Source organism: Fuchsiella alkaliacetigena (assembly GCF_023227765.1).
GTDB lineage: Bacteria > Bacillota > Halanaerobiia > Halobacteroidales > Acetohalobiaceae > Fuchsiella > Fuchsiella alkaliacetigena.
In genome coordinates this window covers 47,409-73,817 of the sequence record NZ_JALKBZ010000010.1, presented here as the reverse complement: position 1 = coordinate 73,817, position 26,409 = coordinate 47,409, and the positions used below count along the sequence as shown (strand labels likewise).

At 30.1% G+C, this 26,409-nt stretch carries 29 protein-coding genes; 3 read left to right on the top strand and 26 right to left on the bottom strand.

From position 1 onward, the window contains the following. The first annotated feature begins 150 nt into the window (after nt 1–150). The gene (locus MWH30_RS04635; RefSeq protein WP_248662890.1) at nt 151–534 is read left to right on the top strand and encodes a helix-turn-helix domain-containing protein; all 384 of its coding nucleotides are present in this window, start codon (nt 151–153) and stop codon (nt 532–534) included. A gap of 98 nt (nt 535–632) precedes the next feature. Here MWH30_RS04635 and MWH30_RS04630 read toward each other — a convergent pair whose 3' ends face one another. From MWH30_RS04630 to MWH30_RS04560, 16 genes are all read right to left on the bottom strand, one after another. Further along, nucleotides 633–971: an RpnC/YadD family protein gene (locus MWH30_RS04630; protein WP_248662889.1), complete on the bottom strand. Its 339-nt coding sequence runs from the start codon at nt 969–971 to the stop codon at nt 633–635. 143 nt (nt 972–1,114) lie between these two features. After that, nucleotides 1,115–1,297: an Rpn family recombination-promoting nuclease/putative transposase gene (locus MWH30_RS13965; protein WP_372494130.1), complete on the bottom strand. Its 183-nt coding sequence runs from the start codon at nt 1,295–1,297 to the stop codon at nt 1,115–1,117. A 194-nt stretch (nt 1,298–1,491) separates the two neighbouring features. After that, nucleotides 1,492–2,139, bottom strand: a complete 648-nt coding sequence (locus MWH30_RS04625) for a dual OB domain-containing protein (protein ID WP_248662888.1) — start codon at nt 2,137–2,139, stop codon at nt 1,492–1,494. A 15-nt stretch (nt 2,140–2,154) separates the two neighbouring features. Further along, nucleotides 2,155–2,589: a DUF488 domain-containing protein gene (locus MWH30_RS04620; protein ID WP_248662887.1), complete on the bottom strand. Its 435-nt coding sequence runs from the start codon at nt 2,587–2,589 to the stop codon at nt 2,155–2,157. Beyond that, a complete protein-coding gene (locus MWH30_RS04615; protein ID WP_248662886.1) occupies nt 2,586–3,224 on the bottom strand; it encodes a DUF488 domain-containing protein in 639 nt (212 codons plus the stop codon). The genes MWH30_RS04620 and MWH30_RS04615 overlap by 4 nt, the downstream gene beginning before the upstream one ends. A 273-nt stretch (nt 3,225–3,497) precedes the next feature. Further along, complete coding sequence (locus MWH30_RS04610) at nt 3,498–4,613, bottom strand: DegT/DnrJ/EryC1/StrS family aminotransferase (protein WP_248662885.1); 1,116 nt, start codon at nt 4,611–4,613, stop codon at nt 3,498–3,500. A 142-nt stretch (nt 4,614–4,755) separates the two neighbouring features. Continuing rightward, entirely contained in the window at nt 4,756–5,748 is a 993-nt protein-coding gene (locus tag MWH30_RS04605; protein ID WP_248662884.1) for an ATP-grasp domain-containing protein, read from the bottom strand. Nucleotides 5,749–5,751: 3 nt separating this feature from the next. After that, nucleotides 5,752–6,735: a 1-aminocyclopropane-1-carboxylate deaminase/D-cysteine desulfhydrase gene (locus tag MWH30_RS04600; RefSeq protein WP_248662883.1), complete on the bottom strand. Its 984-nt coding sequence runs from the start codon at nt 6,733–6,735 to the stop codon at nt 5,752–5,754. Between the two features lie 46 nt (nt 6,736–6,781). Beyond that, nucleotides 6,782–7,576, bottom strand: coding sequence for a formyltransferase family protein (locus MWH30_RS04595; RefSeq protein WP_248662882.1), 795 nt, complete (start codon nt 7,574–7,576; stop codon nt 6,782–6,784). Between the two features lie 33 nt (nt 7,577–7,609). Next, nucleotides 7,610–8,698: a GNAT family N-acetyltransferase gene (locus tag MWH30_RS04590; protein WP_248662881.1), complete on the bottom strand. Its 1,089-nt coding sequence runs from the start codon at nt 8,696–8,698 to the stop codon at nt 7,610–7,612. Nucleotides 8,699–8,740: 42 nt separating this feature from the next. Further along, on the bottom strand, nt 8,741–9,355 hold the full coding sequence (locus MWH30_RS04585) for a sugar transferase (protein ID WP_248662880.1): 615 nt from the start codon (nt 9,353–9,355) through the stop codon (nt 8,741–8,743). A 61-nt stretch (nt 9,356–9,416) separates the two neighbouring features. Further along, the gene (locus MWH30_RS04580) at nt 9,417–10,556 is read right to left on the bottom strand and encodes a glycosyltransferase family 4 protein (protein WP_248662879.1); all 1,140 of its coding nucleotides are present in this window, start codon (nt 10,554–10,556) and stop codon (nt 9,417–9,419) included. Nucleotides 10,557–10,583: 27 nt separating this feature from the next. Beyond that, the gene (locus MWH30_RS04575; RefSeq protein WP_248662878.1) at nt 10,584–11,528 is read right to left on the bottom strand and encodes an NAD-dependent epimerase/dehydratase family protein; all 945 of its coding nucleotides are present in this window, start codon (nt 11,526–11,528) and stop codon (nt 10,584–10,586) included. A gap of 20 nt (nt 11,529–11,548) precedes the next feature. Continuing rightward, nucleotides 11,549–12,679, bottom strand: coding sequence for a glycosyltransferase family 4 protein (locus tag MWH30_RS04570; protein ID WP_248662877.1), 1,131 nt, complete (start codon nt 12,677–12,679; stop codon nt 11,549–11,551). Nucleotides 12,680–13,088: 409 nt separating this feature from the next. Continuing rightward, on the bottom strand, nt 13,089–14,273 hold the full coding sequence (locus MWH30_RS04565) for a glycosyltransferase family 4 protein (RefSeq protein WP_248662876.1): 1,185 nt from the start codon (nt 14,271–14,273) through the stop codon (nt 13,089–13,091). Nucleotides 14,274–14,304: 31 nt separating this feature from the next. After that, complete coding sequence (locus MWH30_RS04560; protein WP_248662875.1) at nt 14,305–15,519, bottom strand: O-antigen ligase family protein; 1,215 nt, start codon at nt 15,517–15,519, stop codon at nt 14,305–14,307. A 133-nt stretch (nt 15,520–15,652) separates the two neighbouring features. On the opposite strand from MWH30_RS04560, the gene MWH30_RS04555 reads away from it, so the two are divergent. Beyond that, nucleotides 15,653–15,952 (top strand): transposase, encoded by a 300-nt coding sequence (locus tag MWH30_RS04555; protein ID WP_248662874.1) that lies wholly within the window; start codon nt 15,653–15,655, stop codon nt 15,950–15,952. Next, complete coding sequence (locus MWH30_RS04550) at nt 15,940–16,875, top strand: IS3 family transposase (protein WP_282706193.1); 936 nt, start codon at nt 15,940–15,942, stop codon at nt 16,873–16,875. The genes MWH30_RS04555 and MWH30_RS04550 overlap by 13 nt, the downstream gene beginning before the upstream one ends. Nucleotides 16,876–16,995: 120 nt before the next feature. Here MWH30_RS04550 and MWH30_RS04545 read toward each other — a convergent pair whose 3' ends face one another. The 10 genes from MWH30_RS04545 to MWH30_RS04500 all read right to left on the bottom strand — a co-directional run bounded on the left by MWH30_RS04545 (nt 16,996) and on the right by MWH30_RS04500 (nt 26,274). Next, nucleotides 16,996–18,168, bottom strand: coding sequence for a polysaccharide pyruvyl transferase family protein (locus tag MWH30_RS04545; RefSeq protein ID WP_248662873.1), 1,173 nt, complete (start codon nt 18,166–18,168; stop codon nt 16,996–16,998). A 19-nt stretch (nt 18,169–18,187) separates the two neighbouring features. Beyond that, entirely contained in the window at nt 18,188–18,733 is a 546-nt protein-coding gene (locus MWH30_RS04540; RefSeq protein ID WP_248662872.1) for a hypothetical protein, read from the bottom strand. Nucleotides 18,734–18,839: 106 nt separating this feature from the next. Beyond that, the gene (locus tag MWH30_RS04535) at nt 18,840–19,664 is read right to left on the bottom strand and encodes a nitroreductase family protein (protein ID WP_248662871.1); all 825 of its coding nucleotides are present in this window, start codon (nt 19,662–19,664) and stop codon (nt 18,840–18,842) included. A 37-nt stretch (nt 19,665–19,701) separates the two neighbouring features. Beyond that, nucleotides 19,702–20,688 (bottom strand): sulfotransferase, encoded by a 987-nt coding sequence (locus MWH30_RS04530; protein WP_248662870.1) that lies wholly within the window; start codon nt 20,686–20,688, stop codon nt 19,702–19,704. Between the two features lie 211 nt (nt 20,689–20,899). Continuing rightward, nucleotides 20,900–22,702 carry an ABC transporter ATP-binding protein gene (locus MWH30_RS04525; protein WP_248662869.1) on the bottom strand — a complete coding sequence of 601 codons (1,803 nt, stop codon included), beginning with the start codon at nt 22,700–22,702 and terminating at the stop codon, nt 20,900–20,902. Nucleotides 22,703–22,984: 282 nt separating this feature from the next. Continuing rightward, on the bottom strand, nt 22,985–23,380 hold the full coding sequence (locus MWH30_RS04520; RefSeq protein ID WP_248662868.1) for a type II toxin-antitoxin system VapC family toxin: 396 nt from the start codon (nt 23,378–23,380) through the stop codon (nt 22,985–22,987). Then, nucleotides 23,367–23,600 carry a hypothetical protein gene (locus tag MWH30_RS04515; protein ID WP_248662867.1) on the bottom strand — a complete coding sequence of 78 codons (234 nt, stop codon included), beginning with the start codon at nt 23,598–23,600 and terminating at the stop codon, nt 23,367–23,369. The genes MWH30_RS04520 and MWH30_RS04515 overlap by 14 nt, the downstream gene beginning before the upstream one ends. 32 nt (nt 23,601–23,632) lie before the next feature. After that, on the bottom strand, nt 23,633–23,968 hold the full coding sequence (locus MWH30_RS04510) for a hypothetical protein (RefSeq protein WP_248662866.1): 336 nt from the start codon (nt 23,966–23,968) through the stop codon (nt 23,633–23,635). 180 nt (nt 23,969–24,148) lie between these two features. Beyond that, a complete protein-coding gene (locus MWH30_RS04505) occupies nt 24,149–25,078 on the bottom strand; it encodes an Rpn family recombination-promoting nuclease/putative transposase (protein ID WP_248662865.1) in 930 nt (309 codons plus the stop codon). Nucleotides 25,079–25,398: 320 nt separating this feature from the next. Beyond that, entirely contained in the window at nt 25,399–26,274 is an 876-nt protein-coding gene (locus tag MWH30_RS04500; RefSeq protein ID WP_248662864.1) for a Wzz/FepE/Etk N-terminal domain-containing protein, read from the bottom strand. Nucleotides 26,275–26,409 lie beyond the last annotated feature (135 nt).

The following is a 26,409-nucleotide window of genomic DNA, read 5'->3' as shown; positions in this document are numbered from 1 at the left end:
ACTCTAATCCTTCGTAAACACTGCTATAATAAGTGTTTGCGTGGGGTCTGTTTACCTAGTAAGTGTCGAACTCGGGTAAAAGTTGGCTCTTCGAGACAAAAGTTTCTGAACGCAACATCAAATGATATAATTTTTAGGGGAGGGTTAGATATGGCAAAGCTACCTATGAGACTTAAAGAACTAAGAAAACAAAAAGACTTAAAACAGGAAAAGTTAGCTTCTCATTTAAATTTATCACGTTCTACTATTGCTGGTTATGAGACTGGAAAGAGAAAACCAGATTATAATACATTAGAAAAAATAGCTAGTTTTTTTAATGTTTCTGTTGATTATCTTTTAGGCCGGACTGAGGAGAGAAAAACTGCGGATAAAATAAAAAAAGCTCTGGCTGATGATCCAGAGTTGGTGGAGTTATGGGAGGAGTTAGCTAAGAGAGAGGATTTGAAGTTGTTGTTTAAGCAAGTCAAGAGTTTAGATACTGAAGCTATTGAAAGAATTAGAGAAGTTGCTAAAATAATAGAAAATAAAGGATAGATGATAAAGGACAGAGGATAAATTTAGTTCAAAATCATTAAAACTAGAACATTACTATAATATAAGAAAAGCTCTGGATTTTTTACCAGAGCTTAAATCTAATGCTGAACTTTCTTTTTAATTTCTTCTATCTTTTCTTTGTCTAATCCGGTTACATCCATTATATCTACCACTTCCATACCTTTTTCTAGCAACTTTTCAGCTGTTTCCATCTTACCTTCTATTTTGCCTTCTATTTTACCTTTTTCTCTTTCCTTTTCCTTGAGCTTATTAATATTCTTAGCAAAGTTACTAATCATCTCTTCCACCTCCCAAGGTTTGGATTCTTCAATGACCTTTTCTAATTCCTCTTTCTTTGCTGCTGGTAGAAGCGGTGCTGATATATTTATAAGCCATCTTTTTATTGAAGTGTATTCTTCTTCGCTCATATTCTTCATAATACTAACTAAATCTTTTAGCCTTTGTAGTACGTCTATTTCTTTCTGCTGATCTAAATAGAAAATTGAGGAGATAACATTAGCAATTTCGAGTAATTCTTCATCTGAATAACTGTTGACATCAATTAATAGATATTCAAAATCTAGTAAGTGATTAAGAACTCTTCATAGTTCTTAAATACCTTCTTAAATTCCTTTATAGCTGTCCAACTAGCTTCGCCATTATAAAGAACAATCGGAATCACCGCTGGAAATCTAAAGCCTTTTCTTTCCCTTGCATTTTCATCTGCATTTCTATAAACGTTTCTTAGTAGTTCGACGTTGATCTTCTCTGTTCTTATCCATTGCTACCTCCCCATTTATATTATATCTTATTTTACTTGACTTTGAAAGCCAAATAAACCCGGCTTCTTTAGAGGATAGATGATAAAGGATAGAGGATAGATTTAGTTCAAAACCAAGGAGCCACGAATGAGCTCGAATCAACACGAATAAATTCAAAATCAATTCTTATTAAAAATTAAATTATTACAGCTGCTATCAGCTTATAGTGTCTATTATTTTCTGAAAAAGGTGATGCCAGGCTAATTGTAAAGTAAATGTTATTATTCAACCTATAATTTCCATAATCACATTCTTCAAACTGACTTTCGATACTATCATCAGTTATAGAAAGATTATAGTTATAATTACCATATGTGAACTTAGCCCTAATTTGAGGTGGATCACTAAATCTACTTCTATCAACTTTTTCAAAAGTAACATTTTCAGGTTGAATCAGTATCAAAGAGTAACGTTTATTAAAATTAATTTCTTCTAGCTCATCTTTAGATACACTGTCTCTATTATTAAAAAGTAATAAATTTTTACTTTGAGTTAAATTTGATAGTTTTGAAAAGGCAAAGCTCCCCTCTTTAATCCAATTACCATTTCCTATTATAAAATTTTCAGGTTGATAATATGAAGGTTGATGTTTAAGTAGAGGAATACTTATAATATCTAGTTTTTCAGGCAAACTTCCATTTTTATAAGCAATTTGATTTAAGCTTAATGCCCCGCCACTTGAATTTATGGGTCTAATCCACTCACCAGTTTCAACGTCAATTCCTGCTATACATCTTCCGCTTTTCTTGCGTGAATTAGCTAAGCAAATAATTTCTCTTCTCATAAACTCAATCCTTTCTTATAGATGCACGATCTTACTTTCAACAAAATGGTCAGCAAAGTATTCTGCTACTAATCTTCTATGACAGTTTTTAACATCAAATTCACTGCATAACATACAGGCATTAGTTAAATCTTTTTCTGTTATTGCATCTTTTACTCTTCTTTTTTCTAATAAACTGATAAATTCTTGCTCATAATCTTCCCAGCCTATTTTTTCTTTTTTATAATTTTTAAATAGTTCATTAGTTGGAGCCAAGTCAGGATAATAATAATATTCTAAGTTGCAAAGTTCTTTTAAAAAATATTCTAGATGTTCCTTTTTAGCAAAGCTAGCTAAGTGAGAAGTATTATTTATTCTAATATCAATAATCTTTGAAATATCATTATCCTTTAAAGTTTCAAAGAAATTTTCAGCACTCCTTTTAGTAAAGCCAATTGTATATATAGTCATCCTATATTGATAGCCTCCTGTTGGATTTGATAAGCTATTTCTTCTTCTTTTTTCTGATAAGCAGTTTCTAGCTTTTCAAGTCTATCTTTAATTCCATTATTCTCACTAAATAAATCTAATTGATCTATTTCTCCAAAATGACTTTCGATTAATTCTTTTTCTAATTGTTGATGTTCTTTTATTTTTCCATCTGCTAAAATATGATTTATCTTAATTTCCATCTTGCTTAATGAGTAAGCAATCAAAATTGTACGATGACAGTCTGAAGGATTTTTTTCTGTACACATTAAAGAGATATTATACCCTTCTTTTAAACCACTAAGCAATCTGTTTATTCCAGTTTTAAATTTTTCTGTTTGCCTAACTTTAGAAAAATCTAGCCTATTATTATCATTGTATAAGTATAACTCATCCCATCTAGCTCCTAATTGGTCGCCCATGGGAATATAGTGTATGTTCTCTTCTTTTAAAGACTTAATTAGCTGATCTTGATTAAAGTGAGGAGTATATTTGCTAAAAGGAACACTCCTCACATCTACTACTGAATCGATGTTATGAGATTTTAATAGTGCCAAAAAGGTTGATAAATCATGGTTAGAATGTCCAATTGTATATATTAACTTTTTATTCTCCATTTTTCTCGCTCCTTTCTGGCTACAAGTAATTTTCTTCTTGTTTTTATTATATCTTATTTAGTTGGAGTTTAAAAGCTTTTCAAGCTAGGAAATAATAAAATCGGGGAACCACGAATGAGCACGAATCAACACGAATAAGTTCAAAACCAAATTCAATTTAAAATAAAAACTTCGATAAAAAATTAAACTAATTAATGATTTTGAACTTAAAGGTTTAATAGTCTAATGGTCTTATTCGAGCTCATTTGTGTTGATTCGTGGTTCCAAAGGTTTTTATTTCGTGATTTCAATAGCACTTTTCAAATTATCAACCACAGTTTCAACTTCCCCCTCACTTAACTCATTATAAAATGGCAAAGCAATAGTACTATCACTCACTCGCTCTGTAATCGGAAAGTCCCCTCGCTGATAGCCAAACTCCTCTACATAAAAAGGCTGTAAGTGAATTGGAGTAAAGTAAGGTTTACAGCTTACTCCGTTGTCTCTTAAGTAGTCCATTACTCGATTACGGTCTATTTCTTCAGCTAACTGGATTACATAGACGAACCAGCTCATTTTGGTGGTGTCTTCGGTGATAGTTAAGGTTTTCACTTCGGGTGCGTCTGCTAATAGTTTGTTATATTTTTCTGCTACGCTGGCTCTTTTGGCCAGGATCTCTTCTATGCGCTCTAGCTGGGCTATACCTACGGCACAGCTCATTTCATCCAGTCGATAGTTATAGCCTAAGCGAACGTGGCTTAGCCATTGCTTGTCTTGACTACGGCCCTGGTTGCGCATACTTCTACATAAGTTAGCTATCTCTTCATCATCGGTAACTATCATTCCACCTTCGCCAGTGGTGATCTGCTTATTGGGATAGAAGGCAAAGACACTGGCATCAGCAAAGGTTCCTGCTTTTTGTCCTTTGTGTTCGGCGCCGATGGCTTCGCAGGAGTCTTCGATTACCTTTAAATTATACTCATCAGCAATCTCCATTATTTTAGTCATGTTAGCAGGTTGTCCAAAGACATCTACTGGTAGAATAGCCTTTGTTTTATCGGTAATGGCTGCTTCTATCTTGTCTGGGTCTATACATAGAGTTTTGGGATCTATATCTACAAAGACTGGTTTAGCATTTTCAAAGAGAATACAGTTGCTGGAGGCTACGAAACTGAAAGGAGTGGTGATTACTTCGTCTCCTGCTTCTATACCTAATGCTCTAATTAATAAATGTAGGCCACTGGTTCCACTGTTGACGCCTACTGCATACTTAGTTCCTATGTAGTCTGCAAAGTTTTTTTCAAATTTGTCTAGCATTTTTCCTAAGCTTAACCAGCCTGAGTCTAATACTTCGTTGACTAGTTCTTTTTCTCGGGGGCCTATGTCTGGCCCGGATAAACCAATTGTCATCTATTTATTCCTCCCTGTTTTACTTTAATTAACAGTTGAATTCAAATAAAAATAATTGAAACCACGAATGAGCTCGAATCAGCACTAATAAGTTCAAAATCAAAACAAGTTAAAACCTAAGTTAAACTCTGGCTAAAGCTGATTATAAATCATCATTAATCAAATCATCCTCATCCACTATTGATAGTCCATTATATTTAAATAAGTATCTATTTTCTATATAATCACCAATTTGAGGTTTTAATTCTTCACCTTGCATCATCTTAATTATTAATTCCATAAAATTAGCACCCGCTTCATAGGCAAGGGGATAACCCCCACCAAAACGAGGATTTATTTCTGAAAAGATATAACCTCTATCTTCAGTTTTAAAGCAATCAATGTCGAGTGGACCGTAAGCATTTAGAGATTTTGCTATTTTAGTAGCAAAGTCAAATAATTTCTCATCCTTAATTGATACTGCCTGATCTGTTTCTCCTGCTCTCATGCTTAATTTCTTTTTAGCAAAGACAGAGATTACTTCCCCAGTGTTATCTATAAATACATCTACTCCATATTCTTCACCTTCAATGAACTCCTGAATAATGTAGTTATCCCCATTATTAACTACACTTTTTAATTCTTTTAAGTTAGCTACTTTATTAAGACCAACACTAGAACTGCCTTTAGCTGGCTTAACCATTAACGGAAATTCTAAATTGCCTGATTCTAGTTCAGTTATAGCTTCATCTAATTTTTTGAAGGTTTTTATGAAAGGAATATTGTTCTCTACTAAAAATTTTGCTGTCTTATACTTATTGAAAGAAATATCCACCGCTTCATAGTTAGAAACTAGAACTTCTACTCCTAATTCTCTGAACTTATCTTTATTCTCAGCTAATAAGACCAGTTCGGGGTCTATTAAGGATAAGATAAGGTCTATATCGTTATTTTTACAAATATCTAATATTGTAGTTAAGTAATCAGAATGATCTACTCTGGGAACTACAAAGCTTTTGTCAGCTTCGTACATGCCTGCTGCATAGGGACTACAATCTGTAACTAACACCTGGCCTTGACTAAACCTTTTTAAGCTCTCTTTAAAGTATCTTACTATATTAACCCTTCTGCCTATACTTGCAATTAATATATTCATAGTCTAAATTCGCTCCTCAATTTCTTTAAATTGTTCAGTATTATCTAATAATATGGAAGTACCTCCGGTATGAATAAATAAGATATTTTTATCTTTGATTTTATTTTTTTCTATATAATCTAACATACCAGAAAAGGCTTTTCCAGTATAAGTGGGATCAAGTAAAATCCCTTCTTTCTTAGCAACTAATTTAATTGTTTTTAAGACTTCTTGATTAGCTATACCATAACCTTCGCCAATATAAGAGTCAATAAAGTTTATTTTTCTCTCAATATTGCTAATCTCTATATTAAACTGATTACAATAATCTTTAATACTATCTGAAATTACATCTGTTCCTCTCTGCTTGTCTCTGGCTATGCTAATGCCTATAATTTCTTCACTTCCTCCCTGCAACTCTTTGCCTATAATCAATCCTGCTTGAGTAGTACCTGTTCCTGAAGCAAAGAAAATATAATCAAAATTAACTTCCAAATCTTCTGCCTGAGATATAATTTCTTGATAGGCTTCTACATAAGCATGAGTACCTAAATTCCCATGACCTCCACCATAGATGAAGTAAGGATTATAGCCTTTATTAGATAGTTTCTCAATTTCTTCATCTATAGTCTCGCTTACTTCTTCAGTAGACGTATAGACTATTTCAGCATCGAATAAATCATATAGAAAAAAGTTTCCTGTATAAGTAGGCTCTTTATCAGGTTTCGCTAAAACTAATAAACAAGGTAAATTTAATTTAGATGCTGCTGCTGCTGTCATTGCGCAATGATTGGACTGAGTGGAACCATAGGTGACTATATAATCAGCTTCCTGATCTAAGGCATCTTGTATAAAATACTCTAATTTTCTAGCTTTGTTTCCTCCCATAGCTAATCCGGTCAGATCATCACGTTTTATATAAAAATCATTATTTGATTTATCAAAACAAATATTTATTTTATATAAATCAGTAGGAGAAAATATAAAATCCAGTTTATCAATTTTCAATTTTAATTTCTCTCCTTCCAAATTCTATACTAGAAAATAAAGAAAATTAATCATCCTTAGAAATCCAAAAATTAATATAATCTGAAAGAGCAATATGTGAATAAAGATTATATTCATTAGAATTATTTATCATTAAATCAGTTTCATTCTTACTTTTAATTTTAAAATATCTATCCAAGAACTCTCCAATGCTATTAACAACTAATTTATGTTTTAAAAAATTAATCTCCTTATAAAATTTGAAGTCATAAATTTTACGAGGAATTATCTTTCTGATTTTTTCTTCACTTATACGTTTCTTTAAAATTATATCCCCAGTATCAACACCTTTATTAACTTTATGATATGTTATACCAACTTTATTATATTCTCCTTTAATTATAGGCCAGATTCCAACTTGCAACCCCCTATAATATGGAAGTAAGCCTCCATGTATATTAATAATATCAGCATCAATTGAATTGAGAAGTGTTTCGTTAATTAAGCTAACCCCTTTAATAATTATAAGATCTGGATTAATTGACTTTATAAACTTTAGCACTTTACTATCATTTATATTATCAACATTAATAATTGGAAAATCATCAGCTAAAAAAGAATTATCATAATTTCTATTAGTTTTGTTAATTAAAAATCTAGAAAGAACTTTAAAAGCCAATATATTAGTTATTTGAAAAATAGAACGTCCTCTAATAAGCCTTTTTATTCTATCATTTAAAGATTTATTTTCTATAACAAGACCACTAAATTCAATATAATCTTTCATAGAATAAATTTTATTAAAAACTTCTAATTGTTGTTTATTATCTCTAGTCATACAAAGCAACTTCATTTTTTTCATAAAAACACCTCTCAATATAATATTGCTAGATTATCACTCTATATCTAACCTATAAATAGGTAAATAATCAAAATTATCATCGTCTACTTCATTTTTCTTTTTCCATATTTGTTTTAGCTTAGAATATTTTTTTTGATTATGGACTTTCCTTCCTATATGAAAATTAAAACTTAGATTTGAAAAACCTTTCTTAAACTTTAAAAGACTTTCTTTTCCTCCGCCATGATGAACATAACTAAATTTATTAAATTTAGCCCATTCTAATATTCTATATCTAATTAAATTATTACAACCTAAGTTTAAAAATTCCTTCTTTGAACCTGTTAAGTGTATATGAACATAGTCACTCTTTACCATAACTAAACTAGCTGCTATAATTTTCTTGTTATGAATTGCATAAAAAATTATAATATCATCTAATAATAACTCTTCAAAACCTTTAAAATAATTATGGTCAAAATAATAATAATCTCTAGCATCATTTTTATCCATAGTAGAATAATATAATTTTTTGAAAACAGGCATTATTTCTTTTATTTCATCTTTTCTAGCTAAATTCACTTGAATATCATTTCTTATACTTTTCCTAATTTTAGATCGAGTATCACTATCAAATTCATCATCCCACATATCACTCCACCTACGCCTTAAGTTACTTGCTACAGTTTTACCCTGAAACTCAGTTTTTATATGTTTCCTAGCGAGTTTAGCATTATTCAATATAGGATGAAACCTAACAAACTCTGTAACAATATTATTTTCTTTACAATATTTATGAAAAGCTTCAAAAAAACTTTCTGTACTTTTCTCTATTTGATTTTTATCATTAGTTTTTTCAGAAAATAACGGTCCACAATATCCATAAGGGGAAGCAATATCAAAGTATTCTTCTTCTAAATCATCAAATACCGCTAAATCATTAACTTTCTTTAATAAATATGGGTATAATACAGTTAAGTTATCATCTTTATAAACAAAAGCTTGTACTTTTCCATCTCCTATATTTTCATAAACTTTACTATATTCTGGAGTAAAATAAAGATCCCAATTTTCAAAACTCCTTCCAATTTCGTTCCACTTTTTTCTATCAGACCAACTCAATACTTCTATCTCATATGTCATATATTATCATACCTCCATATATTGATATTTTAAAATCATTAATTAACTATCCAATTCCTTATTATCCTCTTTTACAACTTCATCATATCTACCAGAATACACTCCTTTAGCAAATAAAACTACTTCTATAGTCTTAAAGAATATTTTCAAGTCTAAAAAAAGAGAATAGTTATCAATATACCAAATATCTTTATCAATCCTCTCCGGCCAAGTTAACTCATTTCTTCCATTTACCTGTGCCCATCCTGTAATTCCAGGTTTAACTTCCAGTCTTCTTTTTTGATAATCGTCATATTCCTTTACTTGAGATTCTATGGTAGGTCTCGGACCAATTAAGCTCATATCACCCTTTAATACATTTATTAATTGTGGTAATTCATCTAAGCTCCAATATCTTAAAAAAGAACCTATTTTAGTTATTCTAGTATCATTTTGCGAAGTCTTAAGACCAGAACCTATATTCTCAGCATTTTCAACCATAGTTCTAAATTTATAAATCTTAAATAATTCTCCATTCTTTCCGACCCGTTCTTGAGTAAAAAATACGGGCCCTTTTGAATCTAATTTTATTAATATTCCTATCAATATAAATAACGGTGATAATATAATTAACCCTACTAAACTTCCTATAAAATCAATTATTCTTTTTATAAGCATATAACCTCTCCTTCAAACTTGCTAATTTAAAATTACTCCACTTTAACTCATTAAGATTTAATTAAACATTTAATAATTGTTGATATATTTCATCAAGTCTATCCACTACTATTTGCTCTGTAAAACCTTTTTCTATAACTTGCCTACTCGCTTCACCAAACCTTTTTCTTAGTTTTTTATTAATTAATAATTTATTCAAATAATTAGCCAAGTTTTTTACATCTCCTAATGAAACTAAATAACCAGTTTTATCATGTTCTACTACATCTCTAGTCCCTAAAACGTCCGTTGCAATAACAGGTTTAGAAAAAGCCATAGATTCCATAATTATTCTGGGAACCCCTTCTTTTTTAGAAGTTAAAACAACAAGGTCTGCTAATTTAATATAATGAAAAATATTAGTCTGATAACCAATTATCTTTACATTATTATTTAAGCCATAGTCATTAATAAGTTCTTTAATCTCTTCTTTCAAATGTCCTTTTCCAGCTAGAAGACAAAGAAAATCATTATTATATTCATTAATTAATTTCTTTAAGCCTTTTAGCAAAAATTGATGGTTCTTAACTGGTTCAAATCTAGCAGCCTTAAGAATAATTTTAGTATCTTCTCCAATATTCCACTGCTCTCTTATCTTATTTAAGTCCTCTTCAGAGATCTCCTTTAACTTTTTATCTAATTTCGGTAAATCAACTCCATTGCCTTCATAATAAACCTTTTTATTAGGAGCATAAGCTTTTATTTTTTTTATATCATCCTGATTTTGAGAACCAATAGCATCACAAAACCAAGAACCTATTTTTTCAAATAACCTATACATATGATATTTAAGTTTACTCTGCCCTTCAAAAAATGGAAGACCATGTGCAGTATGTAGCACAATAGGAATCCCAGCCAATTTAGCAGCTATTCGTCCAATAATTCCTGCTTTAGCAGTATGGGTATGAACAATATCATAATCTTCTTTTTTCAATAGTCCATACATTTTAACAATTGATTTTAGATCGTCAACTAAATTAATTTCTCTATTCATGCTTATAAACTTTGTATCTAGATTATAATCTTTCATAAATTCTTCTTTATAGCCTTTTTTAGAAGATATAGTTTCTACTATGTATCCTTTTTCCTGCAACAATGTTAACTTGTCTGCTAAAATTCTATGACTACCACCTGAAGTAAAAATATGAGCTACCTTTTTCATCTTAAACTTCTACACCTCACTACAAATCTACTTATATATTTTCTTTAACCATTCTACTTCTCTTTTTAATCCTTCCTGTAAGCCAACTGTAGGCTTATAACCTAACATTTTTCTAATTTTTGATTCATCAGCTTCTGTATGTCTTACATCTCCTTTGGCTACTGCTTGATATTCTTTTTCTACTTCCTTACCTATAATATCCTCCATTATTTCAATAGTTTCATTTAATCTTATCCGCTCACCTGCTCCACCGACATTAAAGATCTCTCCTTCTATATCACTTTCAGCTGCTAAAATATTAGCCTGTACTACATCACCAACATAAGTAAAGTTACGAGACTGCTTACCATCACCAAAGACAGTAATTTTCCCATCGGTTAAGATTTCTTTAATGAAGATATGAAAAGCCATATCTGGACGCTGTCGTTCTCCAAAGACAGTAAAGTATCTTAGAGAAATAGTAGGTGCGCCGAAGTTCTTCCAGTATAAATAACATAAGTGTTCCGCTGCTAATTTAGAAACTCCATAAGGAGATACTGGCTGTAATCTATTAGTTTCTTGCATCGGTAGCTTGTCTGTATCTCCATATACCGATGATGAAGAAGCATAGATAAACTTCTTAATATCACTTTCTTTAGTTGCTTCTAATAACCGTTGCGTTGCACGAATATTGCAGTCTGTATAGATATCAAAGTCCTTACCCCAACTGGCTCTTACTCCTGCTTGAGCTGCTTGATGGAATACATAATCAATATCTGATAACAGTTCTTCCAGATCTAAATCAATAATATCTACTTCGATAAATTCAAAATTTTCGTGGTCTTTAAAGAAGCTTAAATTCTTTTCTTTTAAATCACGAGAGTAATAATCAGTAAAACAATCTACTCCTATTACTTGATAACCTTTCTCTAATAATTGTTCTGCTAAATTTGAGCCAATAAATCCTGCTACTCCTGTAACTAATGCTTTCATTCCAATCCCCTTTCTTCCTACTAACTATTTAATTCTTTATTTATAATCTCTTCAAAACCTTGTATATAATTTGGAATTGAAAATTTATTTTTAACATACTCAAATCTATTCTTTGCCTTATCTTCTTTAAATAGCTCTTCATTATTTAAAACCTCTAAAATAGCATCACCAAGTTGTTCTGAATTATCTTTTTCTATAACCTTACCTAAATTCTCAGAGTTAATAATCTCTTTAGTACCTCCAACATTAGTAGCAACTACCGGTAGTCCCATTGCCAATCCTTCAATAACAGTTCTCGGTAAGCCCTCAGCTCGAGAAGGCAAAACCAGAAGATCTATAGCATTATAAAAAGGAATAACATCATCTTGATAGCCCAACCAATGAAACTGTGAACTCATTCCTTTGTCTTTTACTTTTCTTTTTAATTCATCTCTAAAATAAGTATATTCTTGCGGGGGATTTCCCACAACCATAAACTGCAAATCATTAATTTCTGATGTAACTTTAGACGCTACTTCAACTAATAAATCATATCCTTTTCTGGGAGTTATACTGCCAACTATCCCAACTATTTGACTATCTAACGAAATGTCTAATTTTTTTCTAACTTTTCTTTTGTCCTTTTCTTTTTTTTCTTTACTAAATTTATATTTCTCAAAATCAAATCCTGTATATAGGGTAGTAAATTTTTCAGAGTGTTTTTTTAATTCACCATCTGTATACATACTACGAACTCCATCAGCAATAGTAATAATTTTAGTCGGTAATTTAAGCCCCAAAAATTTAAATATAAAACTGGGATCGCCTTCACTCCTTATATATTTGAATAATGGCAACCCTCTAAAACGAGCTGCTAACCCAGCATATAAAAGTGACCTAATGCCATTAGTATAGACTATATTAATTTCATTTTCTTCTAACCAACGATAAACTTTATAATTATACTTTAGAAGCTCAACTAAAACTTTTGTCTTCTTAAATAAAAAATAGTCTAGGATTTGACCACCAAATTTATTTACTATAGGATGCAAAGGAATAATCTTAACTTCTATTCCTAGCTTTCTAAGCTCTGAAGATAATTTACCTTCTTTGGTTGTCACAACAATCGGATTATATTTGTCTTGATCTAAATTAGTTATCAATGTAGCCATGCTTTTTTGGGCTCCATAAAAAGATTTATAACGACCTGCGAAAAAAGCTATATTAATTTTATCTTTGATTTTCTACACCTCCAATAAAGTCTTTCATTCCAAAACTACAACTTTGTCTTATCAATATGAATTTTATTCTTCTTTTGATTTTTAATTGATTGCATAGCCATTTTAACATTCTTATTAATATCTTTAGTTATTTTATTCAAATATTCTTGAATAATTTATAACGTTTCATAACCTATGAAGTAAAACTGAATCAATCATACCCTCTTTGTCTATAATAGATTCAAGTTCTTTTGAAACCTTCTCCTAGAATGATTAATTTAACCTCTACTTCCTCTAAAAATAACTTAAAAGTTTCTACATTATTTCTAGATAATCAATTATACCATTTATTAACTTCATACTAGGAACTTAAAATAGTTCTAATTTTATTTTTCAATTGCTCTTTTGTAAAATTCTTTCTAACAAACTTCATACCTTTTTTGCCCAGCTTCTTACATAAGTCTTCATTCTGATACATAATTTTTAATTTACTAAATATTTCATCTAAATTATTAGGATCAACTAAAAAACCAGTTTCTTTATCTTGGACTACTTCAACAACACCACCAGACCTATTTGCTATTACAGGTTTTCCTCTGGCTGAAGCCTCTGCAAAAACTCTACCAAAAGATTCACTTGTTTCACGTCTGCTGGGCAAGATAAAAATATCACATAAATCATAAAAATGAATAACTTTATCAAAATCTATTCTACCAGTAAAAATCACCTCTTCATTAATTCCTAATTCGTTTGTTTGTTCCTTTAAGACATCTAAATAATTTCCATCCCCTACTACTATATATTTAAAATCATCCCCTACTTCTAACTTAAATCTTTTTAAAACTTTTAAAACATTATCTATTCCTTTTTCTTTTTCCATTCTTGAAACGGATAAAATTATCTTTTTGCTTTGATCAATATCATATTTATCTTTTATCCAATTAATTCCTTGCTCCTTTTTAGGATTATTAAAATATTCTTCATCTAAAGTTCTATAAACTATATTTATCTTTTTATCCTTAAATAAGTCTTGTCCATAATAATCATACAGAGATTTTTTAGTGGATTCACTAACACAAATAACTTGATTAGCTTTCCTATAACAATTTTTAATAATTAAATTTCTTATGCCAGTTAGTAGCATATTATTTCTAACCTTCTTTATCCCTGGAACACTTGTGATTACTATTATATCTTTTTTATAAGATATAGGAAATAGACCGATAATATTTCTAGTAAAATAATCAGCAACTATTATCTTATCTGGATTAAAGATTTTAATTTTTTTAATTAATTTAATATAAAATCTAAAGAAGAAAGAAATTCTTTTAAATAAATTATAATAAGATCCTTTTTTGGATTTATCTAACCTTTCAACACTAAAGTTTTGATTTTTATCAAAATCTTTATCTCCCTGATCAGTCTTTATTGTTAGAACAAAAACCTTATGACCTAACTCTTTAATAGCTTTTACTATTTCATAATTCGATTTTTGCATACCACCTATACTAGAAGGAAATTTAGTGCAGAAAAATAGAATTTTCATATTTTCTCGCTCCTTGCTTTTAATTATAAATTTAAACAGAATAATATCTTTTAACATACATAAGTGCACTGAACAATACAATATTATAATTTCTACCAATATCCCAACTAAACATAGCGAAAATAATCATAAATAATAAAAGGTTAGAAAATAAACAATTGAAATCAATGCAATTTATCTTTAAAGAAAATACATATATTAATAATCCAAAAAAACCTAATTCAGATAATATTTCTAATATTATATTATGAGGATAATCAGAACTTCCATAATTAATAAAACTTCCTAATCCGAAACCAAAAACAGGCTTATCTAAAAACATATTTAGTGCCTCAAAATAAAAATTAATTCTTGCTGAGACATTCCTTTCTTCAAATAATGATAAACTTCTTTCTCTTAGTAATAAATTATTATATAAACTATAAAAAATATCTAAATTAGTTGATATTACACCAAAAAAAATACATAAAGTTAAAATTATTATAATAAATTTCTTTGTCCATTGTTGCTTTGTTTTTTTTTCATAAATAAAAACAATCATTTTATAAAAAAATCTAATAATTAATACTACTGTTAATGATAAAATAACAGACCTCGTTCCCATTAAATATAAGTTAATTAAAAAATAAAAAGCTAAAAATAATTTCTTTTTTATACTCATTTTTAAAAAAAATAATGAAATTAATCCGAATGCTATATAATGGGCATTTCCTATTGGATTCGCTCCAAATGGAGTAGGTCTATAAATATCAAATCCACTTTTAGCAGCATTAAACAAAACAAATGAAGAAATAATTACTGCATTAAATATAAAAATATATTTCAAATTATTTAAAAATTCTTTAGTTTTCTCTTTATTTTGAACAATAATATAAATAAATAAAAAAACAATTGGCACAATACCTTGAACTAAAAAAAATATGCTTTTTCGCAGAGTATAACTATTTAAATTAGAATTCATTATAATGTAAATATAAAATCCTAACCAAGGCAAGAGATATATTAAGCTTTTTTTAACATTAATTTTTTTTGCTCTTATACGATTATATTTTAAAATATAAATTAAAATTAAAATTAAAAAACTAAAAGAAAGAAAAAATATTAAATTAAATCCTGAAGGTAAAAACTTACTTGTGACTTCAAATAGGATAGTCTTACCACTAATTAAAATCCCAAAAAAAGATGTAAAGAAACCATACTTAATATATATAAATACTATATATATCGATAATATTAAAAAAACCATTTTAACCTTCCTCCTAAAAATTAAAGAAGATCTTATTATTCTACCTAATTAATCCTTATCTCTGTAACGCCCCCAATTGATATTGGACAAAAAGCTAGTTAACATTTTATAATAATTATAGGGGGTAAAAATAATGCCTAAAGGTGAAACTTATAGTCCAGAATTTAAGATGGAAGTAGTACTAGAAGTTCTTAAAGGTCGTAAACCATCTGTAATAGCTGATGAATATGAAGTTAGTCGTAATTCCATATACACTTGGAAAAAAGACTTTCTTAACGGCGGTTTAAATGGTTTAACCAATGATAATCAAGTTAAGTCTAAAAAAGATGCTGAACTTAAAGAAAAAGAACAGCAAATCCAAGAGATGAAAAAAATCATTGGCGAGCAAAAAGTTCAAATGGAAATTCTCAAAAAAAAGCCCTGGCTGGACTAGATATCACTGATAAGGTTAAAGCAATTAATCAACTAAAAGTTGATTATTCAATTACTGAACTTTGCAAGACTTTTGATATAGCAAGAAGTACTTATTATTATGGCTTAAATAATGATAACTCTAAGAATGATAATAGCAGTAAAAAGCTTTATTCAGGTCATCCAGCTTATGATCAAAATGGTAATGTAGTAGCTGAAAAAGAAGTTATTGAGCTAGTTAAAGGATACTGTGAAGAACATCCTTATACTGGCTATAGAATGGTAACTGATTACTTAAGGTTTAAGCACAGCTTAAAAGTAAATTACAAGCGTATTTACCGCATAATGGACGTACTTGATCTGTTACAAGATAAGACTACTATTAAACCAGATAATTATCAATTAAAGCAAAAACGTGAATTAACTGCCCCTAACCAACTATGGGAGATGGACATGGTTCAAATGTATTTAGATAAAAGCGGTCGTTGGGTCTATATGTTTGACATAATAGATGTCTATACCAGAGAGATAGTAGGTCACCATGTAAGTCTTAGGTGCCGAACTGATGAAGCTCTTAAAGCCTTAAAGCAAGCAGTAAATTCACGAGATATAGATAACTTAGTTTTAAGAACAGATAATGGCACTCAGTTTAGAAGTAAAGACTTTCAAAGCTATATTAGCAAAACAAATATTGAGCACGAAAGAATAGCTGTTAATACTCCAGAACAAAACTCTCATATTGAGAGTTTTCACGGAACATTGAAACGGGAAGAAGTATATCAGAACTATTATCGTCATATTGCTCATTGTAAAGGTTCTATAGATGAATTTATAGCTAAATATAATCAAGAGCGTCCACATTCAAGCGTCTCAGGTGTTCCACCAGCTTATTATCATAGTCAGCTGGTTAACGAGCTAATAGATGGTGTCAAGCTAGTAGCATAAGAATTAGTTAGTAAATTAGAGCAATTTTCTGTTAGAAAAGCATAGTTTTTTCTTGTCCAAGATCTAAGGGGCAAGGACATCTCTTAATAACTCAACTTATAATTACAAAATACTATTTGTTTACTTCATTAATTTTTTTATTCTTTCTAAATGAGAATAATAATTATCCCTAAATAACTTTAAATCATAATCTACTTTCTTTCCTTCATTATGAATGCTTTTTATTTTTTCTATTATATCTTTTTCTTTTAACACATTAATATGATTATCTATTAAATTTAAATCTTCAAGAAGATCCACCGTTTTACTTCTAATCTTCAAATAACGTTCTTCATGATCAACAGTTAAAAAAGAAATATTATTTTGCAAACTAAAAATTGTACCATGAAATCTATCCGTTAAACAAAAATCAAAATATTTAAAAACATGAGCCCATTCTAATGGATTAAGAATATCTTGTAGATAAAAATCTGCAAACTCATTATTCATACTAATACTAACTATTTGATAACCTTTTTTTCTAAAATAATCTGCTACATTCTTAGAAAGTCCATTTTTTCTCCCTGAACTTGATATAACTAATGCCATAATTGGTCTATTTAAATCAAGTCCTTTATCAATTAACTTCTCTTTAACTTTTTTATAAATATCTTCACTAAACTTAATCGAAAAAGTAGGATCAGGAACTTTATAAGATTTTTCTTCCTCTATATCTAAATATTTTAACATGTTAAGAGTATGATCATCTCTTACTCCTACTAAATCAAAAGTTTTAAGAAATTTTCTCATCTGTTTCTTTTTTTTCTTATCTGCTTCCTCATAATTAAATCTGTTAGCAGATGCAGCAGATGATATCTTTTTACATTTTAATTCAGGTGATAACCAATAGGCATTAGGAAAAGGTCTAGAATACTTCCCTTCGAAAATCTTCCATACCTCATCACTTCCTACTATAATAGCATCATATTTATCACTTATAAATTCAATTGCTTTATCATAATTATTTGAAACAAGTTTATCAGAAGTCAATGGCATTTCATTATTGATAAAAGATCTTATTTTTCTATATCTCTTAAAATTAACTATCGGATTTCTCATTTTTATAAAATTAGCAATTAATCCTTTCCACTGTGTAAATTCTTTATTAAAAACCCTATAATCTATTATCTTTACATCATATTTTTTTCCTAAAGTTTTTTGAAGTGCTTTAGCTTGACAATAAGCTTGTAAATTTGCTCCTTCATTTAACACATGATGATATGTTAAAATACCTACCTTTTTTTTAGGCTTCATATTATTGCACTCCTTTTTATTACCATATTTCAACTTCTAGTTTAGGTTTTTTCATAACTAAACAATGCAATACTTTAGAAATTTTAAGTAACTTTAAAACATCTTCTGCCCTACCATCCCCTAAGTTTATTATCCAATTACCTTTAAATTTACAATCACCTATTTTAAAATAACTCAATAACTTAAGAATTTTACCAGATTTCCCTGCTTTATAAATTGAACCTACATTTGGATAATTTCTATGCTGATTTTCTTTAACATAATCAATCCTTTCCTTAATCTTCTTTTCACCAATATTAAACTCTCGATCATTCAATTCAAAAGTAGCTTCAAGTATTATCCATTCACTCTTCTTATGAAAAATTGAATACCTATATGCAAACCTACATTCTTCTTTATTTAACTCAAAAATATCATCAGCATCAAACACTTTTGCTTTTACAAGTTTATCAGATATTGCTTTATTATGAGATTTACCCCTACCCGCATTCATATATATAGAGCCACCAATTGTTCCAGGGGTAGAAAAAAGGTACTCCATTCCTTCAAAATTATTCTCAAACAAATTTAAACAACATTACCGAATTATCTATACTAATTTTATTAACCATCTCTATTTAAAGCCTTATTATTAATTCATCTACTGTACCCTCTGCAATTTAAATAAATCATTACCCTAATTTATTATAATATATAATTTCTTCTAAATCTTTTCTTCCAGGAGGATTTGGATTAAAATCTGAATAACCAATTGGTATAACAGTATTTAAAATCATTTTTTCAGGAATATTAAATAATTCTTTCATTTCTTTTCTTTCTTCATCACTGAGGTTATTATCTGCTAAATTAACCCAGCAAGCAGATAGGTTTAAATATTCTGCCATAAGTAAAATATTCTGAATCGCTGCTCCTGCATCAAGATTTAAATAATAACTAATTAAACTTTCATCATCATAATGATATAAATTTTTATTCATTAAAACTAATATACAATATGGTGCATCACTAATGAATTTTTGTCCTCTAAAATCTCTAACTTTTTCAATAAGTTCTTTATCAGCTATTATTATAAACTCCCAGGGTTGTCTATTACAAGAAGTTGGAGCCCATCTTGCTGCATTAATCAGTTTTTTTAAAATTTCATCAGATACTTCTTCATTTTTGAATTTTCTCACACTTCGTCTGTTCTTTATAATACCAAAAAAATCATTTTCTTGCATAAATTTATCTTTTTTAACTATTTGAGAATTGTTTTCTCCAAATAATACTCTTTTCCCCCAATTAATTTCATCCTCTGAAAGCAAATCTCTTTTCTTAGCTTCAAAATAAATTTTTCTAATATATAATGTTTTTATTAAGATTATTTCTTCTTGAAATAATTTATTTTCTAAAGAATGAATTTTTTTCCTAAATAAAGATACTAATTTATCATCTTTTAAAAATCTAATTTTAAAATAATTATATAATATTCTAATAAGATTATATATTTTTTTCATTTAATTTTCCTCCTACAAAAAACATTTATTTTGATCTTTAAAATTCAAAAAAATATTCACTTAAATTAGTATAAATCTTTGAAATTTGTTGTTTGTATTTTAAATTTATTTTTTTTTCCCATAATTTAATACCATTACAAGCTCTTTCATAATCAAAGTGTTTGCCTTTTTCAATATGTATTTTTTTATCCTCACCTAAAAAATTCAAAATAATATTAAATGTTTCTTTATAATTTAAAACTAAATCTTCAAAATTAATATTTAATATTTTTGTTGAACTAAATTGATCATGCTGAGATTTCATTTTCATATTCTTATACCATTTAATAAACTTTTCAATATCACTAGGAATAAAACGTCTATTCCTACCTTCTAAATAATGATCTCTTGGATCTCTATGAACTAAAATAATTTTGCAGGAATAAAAGTATTTCAAAGCTCTTTTAATACTAAAAGGTGAAACAGCCTGATCTAATATAATATTATCAACATTACTATTATCAACACAAGATTTCATTATTTTATTAAGATAATCTTTAGTTAAAGAATAAAATTTTTTCTTAGAAAGACAAGAAAAAAACATAATTTTATCACGTTTGATCCCAATTTTTCTTTTTAACTTTTTCAAAATATTATCAAACCAATTCATACTATAGTCATTTCCTATCCAACTACCTTCATAACTAAAATCAACTAATCTATTTATATATTTTTCAGTTAAATTAAAAAAATTACCTTTACAATATTTATTATAATTTTTACCAAAACTTGAAAATTTACTCGTTTCCCGCCCAAGAATATCAGTTAACTTTTTAAATCTTTTTATAGCTGTATCATCTTTTTTGATTATCCAATTATTTACTAAGGCATCTTCTAAATCCATAATTCCATCTGGATCTTTAATAAGTCTAAACTCAGTTCCAAAACTTTTATATGTCTCAAATTCTCTCAATAAATCTACAACAGCACTAGAACCGGTAGAGCCAAAACCCAACACAACTATAGCATTATATTTTTTTGTCATATTAATCACCACCACTATTAATTGCTATTATGTTTGAAAAACTAACAAATGCATGCAAGATTATACCAATAAATGAAGATATTATGGTCCAAATGATAAAACATAATATCAATACTATCAGACAACTAAAGAAAAAATTAACCCTAAAATTTTTATTTCATAAACTGTAAAATTATGATTGTTTGATATAAGTTAATTTGCTTTATTCTTTTTAACCACTCAAATCAGCCAACTTCCTAAACATAACATTAGAACCAACCAACTCATCATAAGAACCAGAATCTACAATCCGACCTTGACCTAACATATAAATCGTATCACAATCACGAACAGTAGATAATCGATGAGCAATCATTATCATCGTCTTTACTTCTGCTATATTCTCAATTGCTTCCATCACAGCTTCCTGCGTAGCACCATCAAGAGAACTGGTCGCCTCATCTAAAACCAAAACCTCTGGGTCATGATATAGGGCCCGAGCCAGTCCCAAACGCTGCTTTTGGCCGCCACTAACTCTAACTCCTCGTTCACCAACTACAGTCTGGTAGCCTTGCGCCAACTCATTCTCAATAAAACCATCTATATTAGCAATCTTCGCAGCTCGTTTAACAGCCTCCAGGTCTATCTCATCCTCTGCTACCCCAAAAGCAATATTACTTAAAATAGTATCATCACAAAGATAGATATCCTGCGGTACATAACCAATATTTCGCTGCCAATTTCGTATATTCTCTTGATTTAACTCCACTCCATCTATCTTAATCTCACCCTTATCCGGAGTCAATAGACCTAAGAGCAGATTAACCAAAGTCGACTTTCCAGCTCCCGTCTCTCCTGCAAAAGCAACCGCAGTATTACGCTGAATACTCAAATCAATCCCTTTCAGCACCGGCTCTTGATCATTAGGATAAGTATACTGTATATCTTCAAGTTCAATCTTATCCTTAAAAGGCAGCTTTTCTGGCAGCTCCTGAGACCAATCAACCGCTTCATTCTCTCCCGTCTCAAACATATCCTCATGAATCTTATCCAGCACCGCCATGTTAAATAGTATATCCGTAGCTGCATAAAATATCTTCTGCAAAGCCGGCATCAAACGATAACCAGCAAAAGCAAATAGACTGACCAGCGGTACCATCTCCCGAGCTTCCTGACCGGCCAGAATCAAATACACCACCAGCAAGACTATTCCTCCGAAAGCAATAGCCTCCAGTATATAACGAGGTAGCATCCCCACTACCTTCCGCCAAGCTCGTAGATTGGCATCCTTCAACGAAGGCTCAGCAAAGCGGCTCAAAAAATGCTCCTCCCGACCGCTAATCTTAATCTGCTTAATTCCGTTAAAAGCCTCATTAGCTGTCTTATAACGCTGCTTATTAGCCTCCAGTCGCTCCTCACCAGCCTTTTCCATTCTCCTCCGAATAAAATAATAAACTGCACCATAACTACCACCAAGTATGAAGATAGCCGCCAAAGTGATAGTCACATCAGTTATCAATAAAAATACTATAATTGCCAGCGCCACTGCTCCGTAAGTAAAGAGCTCTATTAACTTAATGATAAAGCTTTTAGTTAACTCCTTAACCTCCTGCAACACATTTTTACCCAGATCAGAGGAGTTATTGATTAAAAAGTATGCATAAGGCTTACCTAAGTACTTCCTTAACAACCGCATAGCCAAACGATGATTATTCATCCAGACAAACTTATACTTTAACCAGGTAGCAACAGTAGAAATCCCGTTAGTAACCATGATTAATACAAACATCGCTATTCCGGCAAAGACAATAAATCTATTAACCGAAGTAAACTCAAAGGTAGTATATAACCAACTTAACACCTGATTCTCCTCAACCATCTCCGGCTGCATCACCAGATCCATAAAGGGCATAATCGAAGCCACTCCGATCACCTGGGATAGGGCCATGAACAGAATAGCCCCAAACAACCCGAAAATCTGCAAACGTTCTCTTTTATTGAATAATTGCCATAACTTTGATAGTGATTTTAGCATCTAGTGACTCAACCTCCATAAAGTTCAAAACCTATTTGACATGCCCCGAAGCGACGCCATTATTTTGGCTAGTCATTACTCTGGGAAATGCCCTTGGGGTGCCGACTAAAACATGACTAAGTTCTGACTAAAACATTAAACATTAAAAACTTAAAACATTAGATTTCAAAATGTATTAAACTCTTAAACCTCTAGCTCAATCCTAACTAAGCCTTAACTTTATCATTTTTTAATCTTGTACGTCCTTAATCCTGTACGCTCCAGTCAGATTTTAGTCAGATCTTAGTCTGCGTCTAATAGATTTTTATTCAGCTTATTAATCTCTTGATTAAGCTTTTTATCAAAAGTATACACTTTTCTATTATTAACCTTTACATAAGCATATAGTAAACAGTCAACAAAATCTAACTTAATTTCTAGATACTTTTCCAATGACTCAAATAATAATTTTTTATCCTCTATAACCACTGTTTCTAGTCCTAAAAACTCAAACAAAACATCTTTAATCTCTTTTCTATCTAATTCATATACACCTTCTAAAACATATATCACTTCTGCTAATACTTCATTCAATATATAGACTCTATCTTTTTCAATAATTTCACTTGCTTTATCTGCTAACTCTTCTACATCATCCAGCAAATATCTCAAAATTACATTAGCATCAATGATCTTCATAATTTTCAGCTACTCTCATCTGCCAAGCCCCTTTTTCTTTCTTCCTTAATTCTGAATCAGCATATTTATTTAAAATTCCTCTTAAACTCTTATTCGCCTGGCTATTATCTTCTTCAACTGGTAACACAATAACTTCTACCCTTCTATTCTTTAACTCAGGAGGCAAATCAACTATAGAGTCTAATGAATCGCTATCAATAATTTTTCTAATAAAATTCATTTTAAGCACCTCCAAATCTCTAATTCTCATTTTTATCCGTCTGTTTCTTCACTCAAAAAATGTTGATATTTCTCTATTTCTTCTTTAGAATTTTCATATACTCTTTGCCAGAAAACCCAATCCATATACTCCTCATGCTCATCTATATCACTTTCATTATCAATCCCTACTTCTTCAACCTCTTTCAATGTCTTCCCATACTTCTTCTCATACTCTTTTATTTTGTTATTTGCATTGTTATACTCATCAGTTAATTTATTCATTCTTTCCTTAATTGAGATAGACAAAAATGTATTTACAAGTTTATCTTTTTCTCCTTCAGATAGTTCTGCAATATAATCAGAAACTTCAATTTCAATCTTCTGCAAAACTCTCACCTCCATGATATCATCGCTTAACCTAACAATCAAACTACTTTGAACATCCTAAACTAAACCACAAAATCTTAAAATATTTATTTTTAAGACTCTATGCTTTAGTCCGATTTTAATCAGATTTTAGTCTGCGTCTAAATTCTTATAAACTTCTTTACTCAATAATTTCAAAACTCACCTTAACTCCTCTACTTCTTCTCGGGACAAGTTAGTATACTTAGCTATCTTTTCTATACTTTCTCCATCCTTTAACATCTCTCTGGCTATCTTAACTGCTTTTCTTCTTTCTCCCTGCTCCATACCTTTTTCTATTCCTTCTTTTCTACCTTCCGCTCTACCTTTTTTTCTGCCTTCTTCTCTCCCTTCTTTTATACCCTCTTTTTTAGCTTTTTCCTTTGCTGTTCTCAGCTCTTCCCTCTTATCCATAATCCACTTCCTCTTAGCTTCATAGATCTTCTTTTCCTGCTCATTAAAATACATTCTTTCTAGCCGCTTAACAGCCTCGACAATCTCTTCTTCCTCTTTAAACTCCTCGGGAATAGTATCTTCATCGTACTCATAAGCTTTATCCAAAAAAGTAATCCATCTATCCAATATAGTTCGAGCTTCCTTTAAATCCTTATCAAACTTACTCAGTTCTATAAAAAACAACTCTTGATAATCAAGCTCCCCATAAAGCTGATTCGTCTCATTATCCTTTAAAACAACCTGCCTTAAATACCTCTGATCAACAAAATAATCAAAATCCAGCAGATGTATACCGATAGTCTTCCTTAAATCTCTATAATCTTCAGCCTTTTGAATCTGATTACTATAGACTTTACTCCAGTAGTATAAAGCCCTCTTTCCATAGGCACCCTGTTCAGCAATCTGTATCTCTATATCGTACCAGACTCCCTCTTCATCCACAGCCTTAATATCGAGAATACTCATCTTACCTTCCAGATAATCGGCTAAATTATAGGGGTTTCTAAGCTCCAAATCTTCAATCCGAGGCTCCCTATCCAATACAGCATTAATAAATGATAGTAGTAAATCCTTATTCTCCTCACTACCAAATAATTTCCTGAAAACTAGATCAATTTTGGGATTATACTTACACATTTTATATGCCCCCAGATTTTCATAAATTTAGCCGATTCTAATCTTTTTTATCAGACTCTTAGTCTAAACTGTTTTAAAACCAACAACTAAATGCATTATAATCCAATTTACCCGTTAATTATGTAATCCCCATCACTAAAAACAAAATCCTAACTTCTTTCATTCAATATTAATTCGCTAAATATCAAAGAATCCCTGCAACAAATAGCATTTTATAGCATTTATCTGCTAAATTTACCTCAACTCTATAATTAACTTAGCCAGCCTAGCCTTAAATTCCTGCTTAAAACTCTGGGAAATTAAACCATTAAATTATAAATCTATTCTCTCTTAGCTTCATCCTTCTTCACTTCAGTAAAATCCATTCCCTCCAAAAACTCAGCTAAAAACACTATAAAAACTCCTAGCATAATCCCTAACACTCCTGCAATAGCTAAATTCAACTTCTTATTAGGAGCCACCGGACTTGTTGGAATAAGTGCTTCATTAAGCACTTCCAACTCCTCCATTTCTAACAGCTTATCTTCACGTTCATGCTTTCTATCTTGTAAGTCAAACTTAAGATCTTCTAAGTCCTGCATCTTATCCGTAAAGTAATTACTTAAAACCATCTTATCAGTAGTAGTTAAATCACCTTCAGTTAATAACTCTTCTACTTGTTCTTCTCTGTTTTCTAATCTAAGTTCTAAATTATCCATCTCCTGCTCAATATTAGCTATCTGTTCTTCTCGACGACTTCTAACTTCCCCAAAACGCTGATTGCTATCTTCAATTAGAATAGCAACTAAGTTATCTATAATTAATTGAGTCTTTTCAGGCTCTTCACCTTGATAACTAATATGTAATATATTCTCTTCCTCACCCTGTTCTATCTCCAACCCACCTCTTAAGCTATCCACTTGACTATCACTTAAACCTAGTTCTAAATCTTCATTTAATCTTCTAAAATAACTTAAACTCCTTAATCTTTCACTAGCAGCCTCCCGACTAGAAAAACTACCGCTATCAGTTCCTAATCTAATCGTTGCTTCCGATTCATATATAGGCTCTAAGACAGCAAAGCTTACAATAGCACTAAACAAAATAGCCGCTGCCAATATCCCAATAATAATCCCTTTTCTTTTCCACAAAACCATAATATACTCTCTTAAATCAATCTCCACAAACTCCTCATTCAACTCTCTTTGTTTCTCCATCTCCATCCTCCAATCAAAATCTGATATAATCAGCAAATTAATATATAATTCCACTAATATTTTGATATTACTACCATTAATACTAATTAGAGACTTCTTGCAAAAATCCTCCCTAAAACAAAAATTAAACTTTAA

Bases quoted from the DNA above. Each gene is read 5' to 3' on its own strand.
- MWH30_RS04590 (WP_248662881.1), bottom strand. From the start codon at position 8,698: ATGACATATGAGATAGAAGTATTGAGTTGGTCTGATAGAAAAAAGTGG.
- MWH30_RS04625 (WP_248662888.1), bottom strand. From the start codon at position 2,139: ATGAGAAGAGAAATTATTTGCTTAGCTAATTCACGCAAGAAAAGCGGA.
- MWH30_RS04580 (WP_248662879.1), bottom strand. From the start codon at position 10,556: ATGAAAAAGGTAGCTCATATTTTTACTTCAGGTGGTAGTCATAGAATT.
- MWH30_RS04525 (WP_248662869.1), bottom strand. From the start codon at position 22,702: ATGCTAAAATCACTATCAAAGTTATGGCAATTATTCAATAAAAGAGAA.
- MWH30_RS04605 (WP_248662884.1), bottom strand. From the start codon at position 5,748: ATGAATATATTAATTGCAAGTATAGGCAGAAGGGTTAATATAGTAAGA.
- MWH30_RS04620 (WP_248662887.1), bottom strand. From the start codon at position 2,589: ATGACTATATATACAATTGGCTTTACTAAAAGGAGTGCTGAAAATTTC.
- MWH30_RS04515 (WP_248662867.1), bottom strand. From the start codon at position 23,600: ATGAATTTTATTAGAAAAATTATTGATAGCGATTCATTAGACTCTATA.
- MWH30_RS04615 (WP_248662886.1), bottom strand. From the start codon at position 3,224: ATGGAGAATAAAAAGTTAATATATACAATTGGACATTCTAACCATGAT.
- MWH30_RS04595 (WP_248662882.1), bottom strand. From the start codon at position 7,576: ATGAAAAAAATGAAGTTGCTTTGTATGACTAGAGATAATAAACAACAA.
- MWH30_RS04560 (WP_248662875.1), bottom strand. From the start codon at position 15,519: ATGGTTTTTTTAATATTATCGATATATATAGTATTTATATATATTAAG.
- MWH30_RS04505 (WP_248662865.1), bottom strand. From the start codon at position 25,078: ATGTGTAAGTATAATCCCAAAATTGATCTAGTTTTCAGGAAATTATTT.
- MWH30_RS04545 (WP_248662873.1), bottom strand. From the start codon at position 18,168: ATGAAGCCTAAAAAAAAGGTAGGTATTTTAACATATCATCATGTGTTA.
- MWH30_RS04610 (WP_248662885.1), bottom strand. From the start codon at position 4,613: ATGACAATTGGTTTATCCGGGCCAGACATAGGCCCCCGAGAAAAAGAA.
- MWH30_RS04570 (WP_248662877.1), bottom strand. From the start codon at position 12,679: ATGGCTACATTGATAACTAATTTAGATCAAGACAAATATAATCCGATT.
- MWH30_RS04535 (WP_248662871.1), bottom strand. From the start codon at position 19,664: ATGAAAAAAATATATAATCTTATTAGAATATTATATAATTATTTTAAA.
- MWH30_RS04520 (WP_248662868.1), bottom strand. From the start codon at position 23,380: ATGAAGATCATTGATGCTAATGTAATTTTGAGATATTTGCTGGATGAT.
- MWH30_RS04555 (WP_248662874.1), top strand. From the start codon at position 15,653: ATGCCTAAAGGTGAAACTTATAGTCCAGAATTTAAGATGGAAGTAGTA.
- MWH30_RS04575 (WP_248662878.1), bottom strand. From the start codon at position 11,528: ATGAAAGCATTAGTTACAGGAGTAGCAGGATTTATTGGCTCAAATTTA.
- MWH30_RS04585 (WP_248662880.1), bottom strand. From the start codon at position 9,355: ATGCTTATAAAAAGAATAATTGATTTTATAGGAAGTTTAGTAGGGTTA.
- MWH30_RS04635 (WP_248662890.1), top strand. From the start codon at position 151: ATGGCAAAGCTACCTATGAGACTTAAAGAACTAAGAAAACAAAAAGAC.
- MWH30_RS04565 (WP_248662876.1), bottom strand. From the start codon at position 14,273: ATGAAAATTCTATTTTTCTGCACTAAATTTCCTTCTAGTATAGGTGGT.
- MWH30_RS04530 (WP_248662870.1), bottom strand. From the start codon at position 20,688: ATGACAAAAAAATATAATGCTATAGTTGTGTTGGGTTTTGGCTCTACC.
- MWH30_RS04630 (WP_248662889.1), bottom strand. From the start codon at position 971: ATGAAGAATATGAGCGAAGAAGAATACACTTCAATAAAAAGATGGCTT.
- MWH30_RS04500 (WP_248662864.1), bottom strand. From the start codon at position 26,274: ATGGAGAAACAAAGAGAGTTGAATGAGGAGTTTGTGGAGATTGATTTA.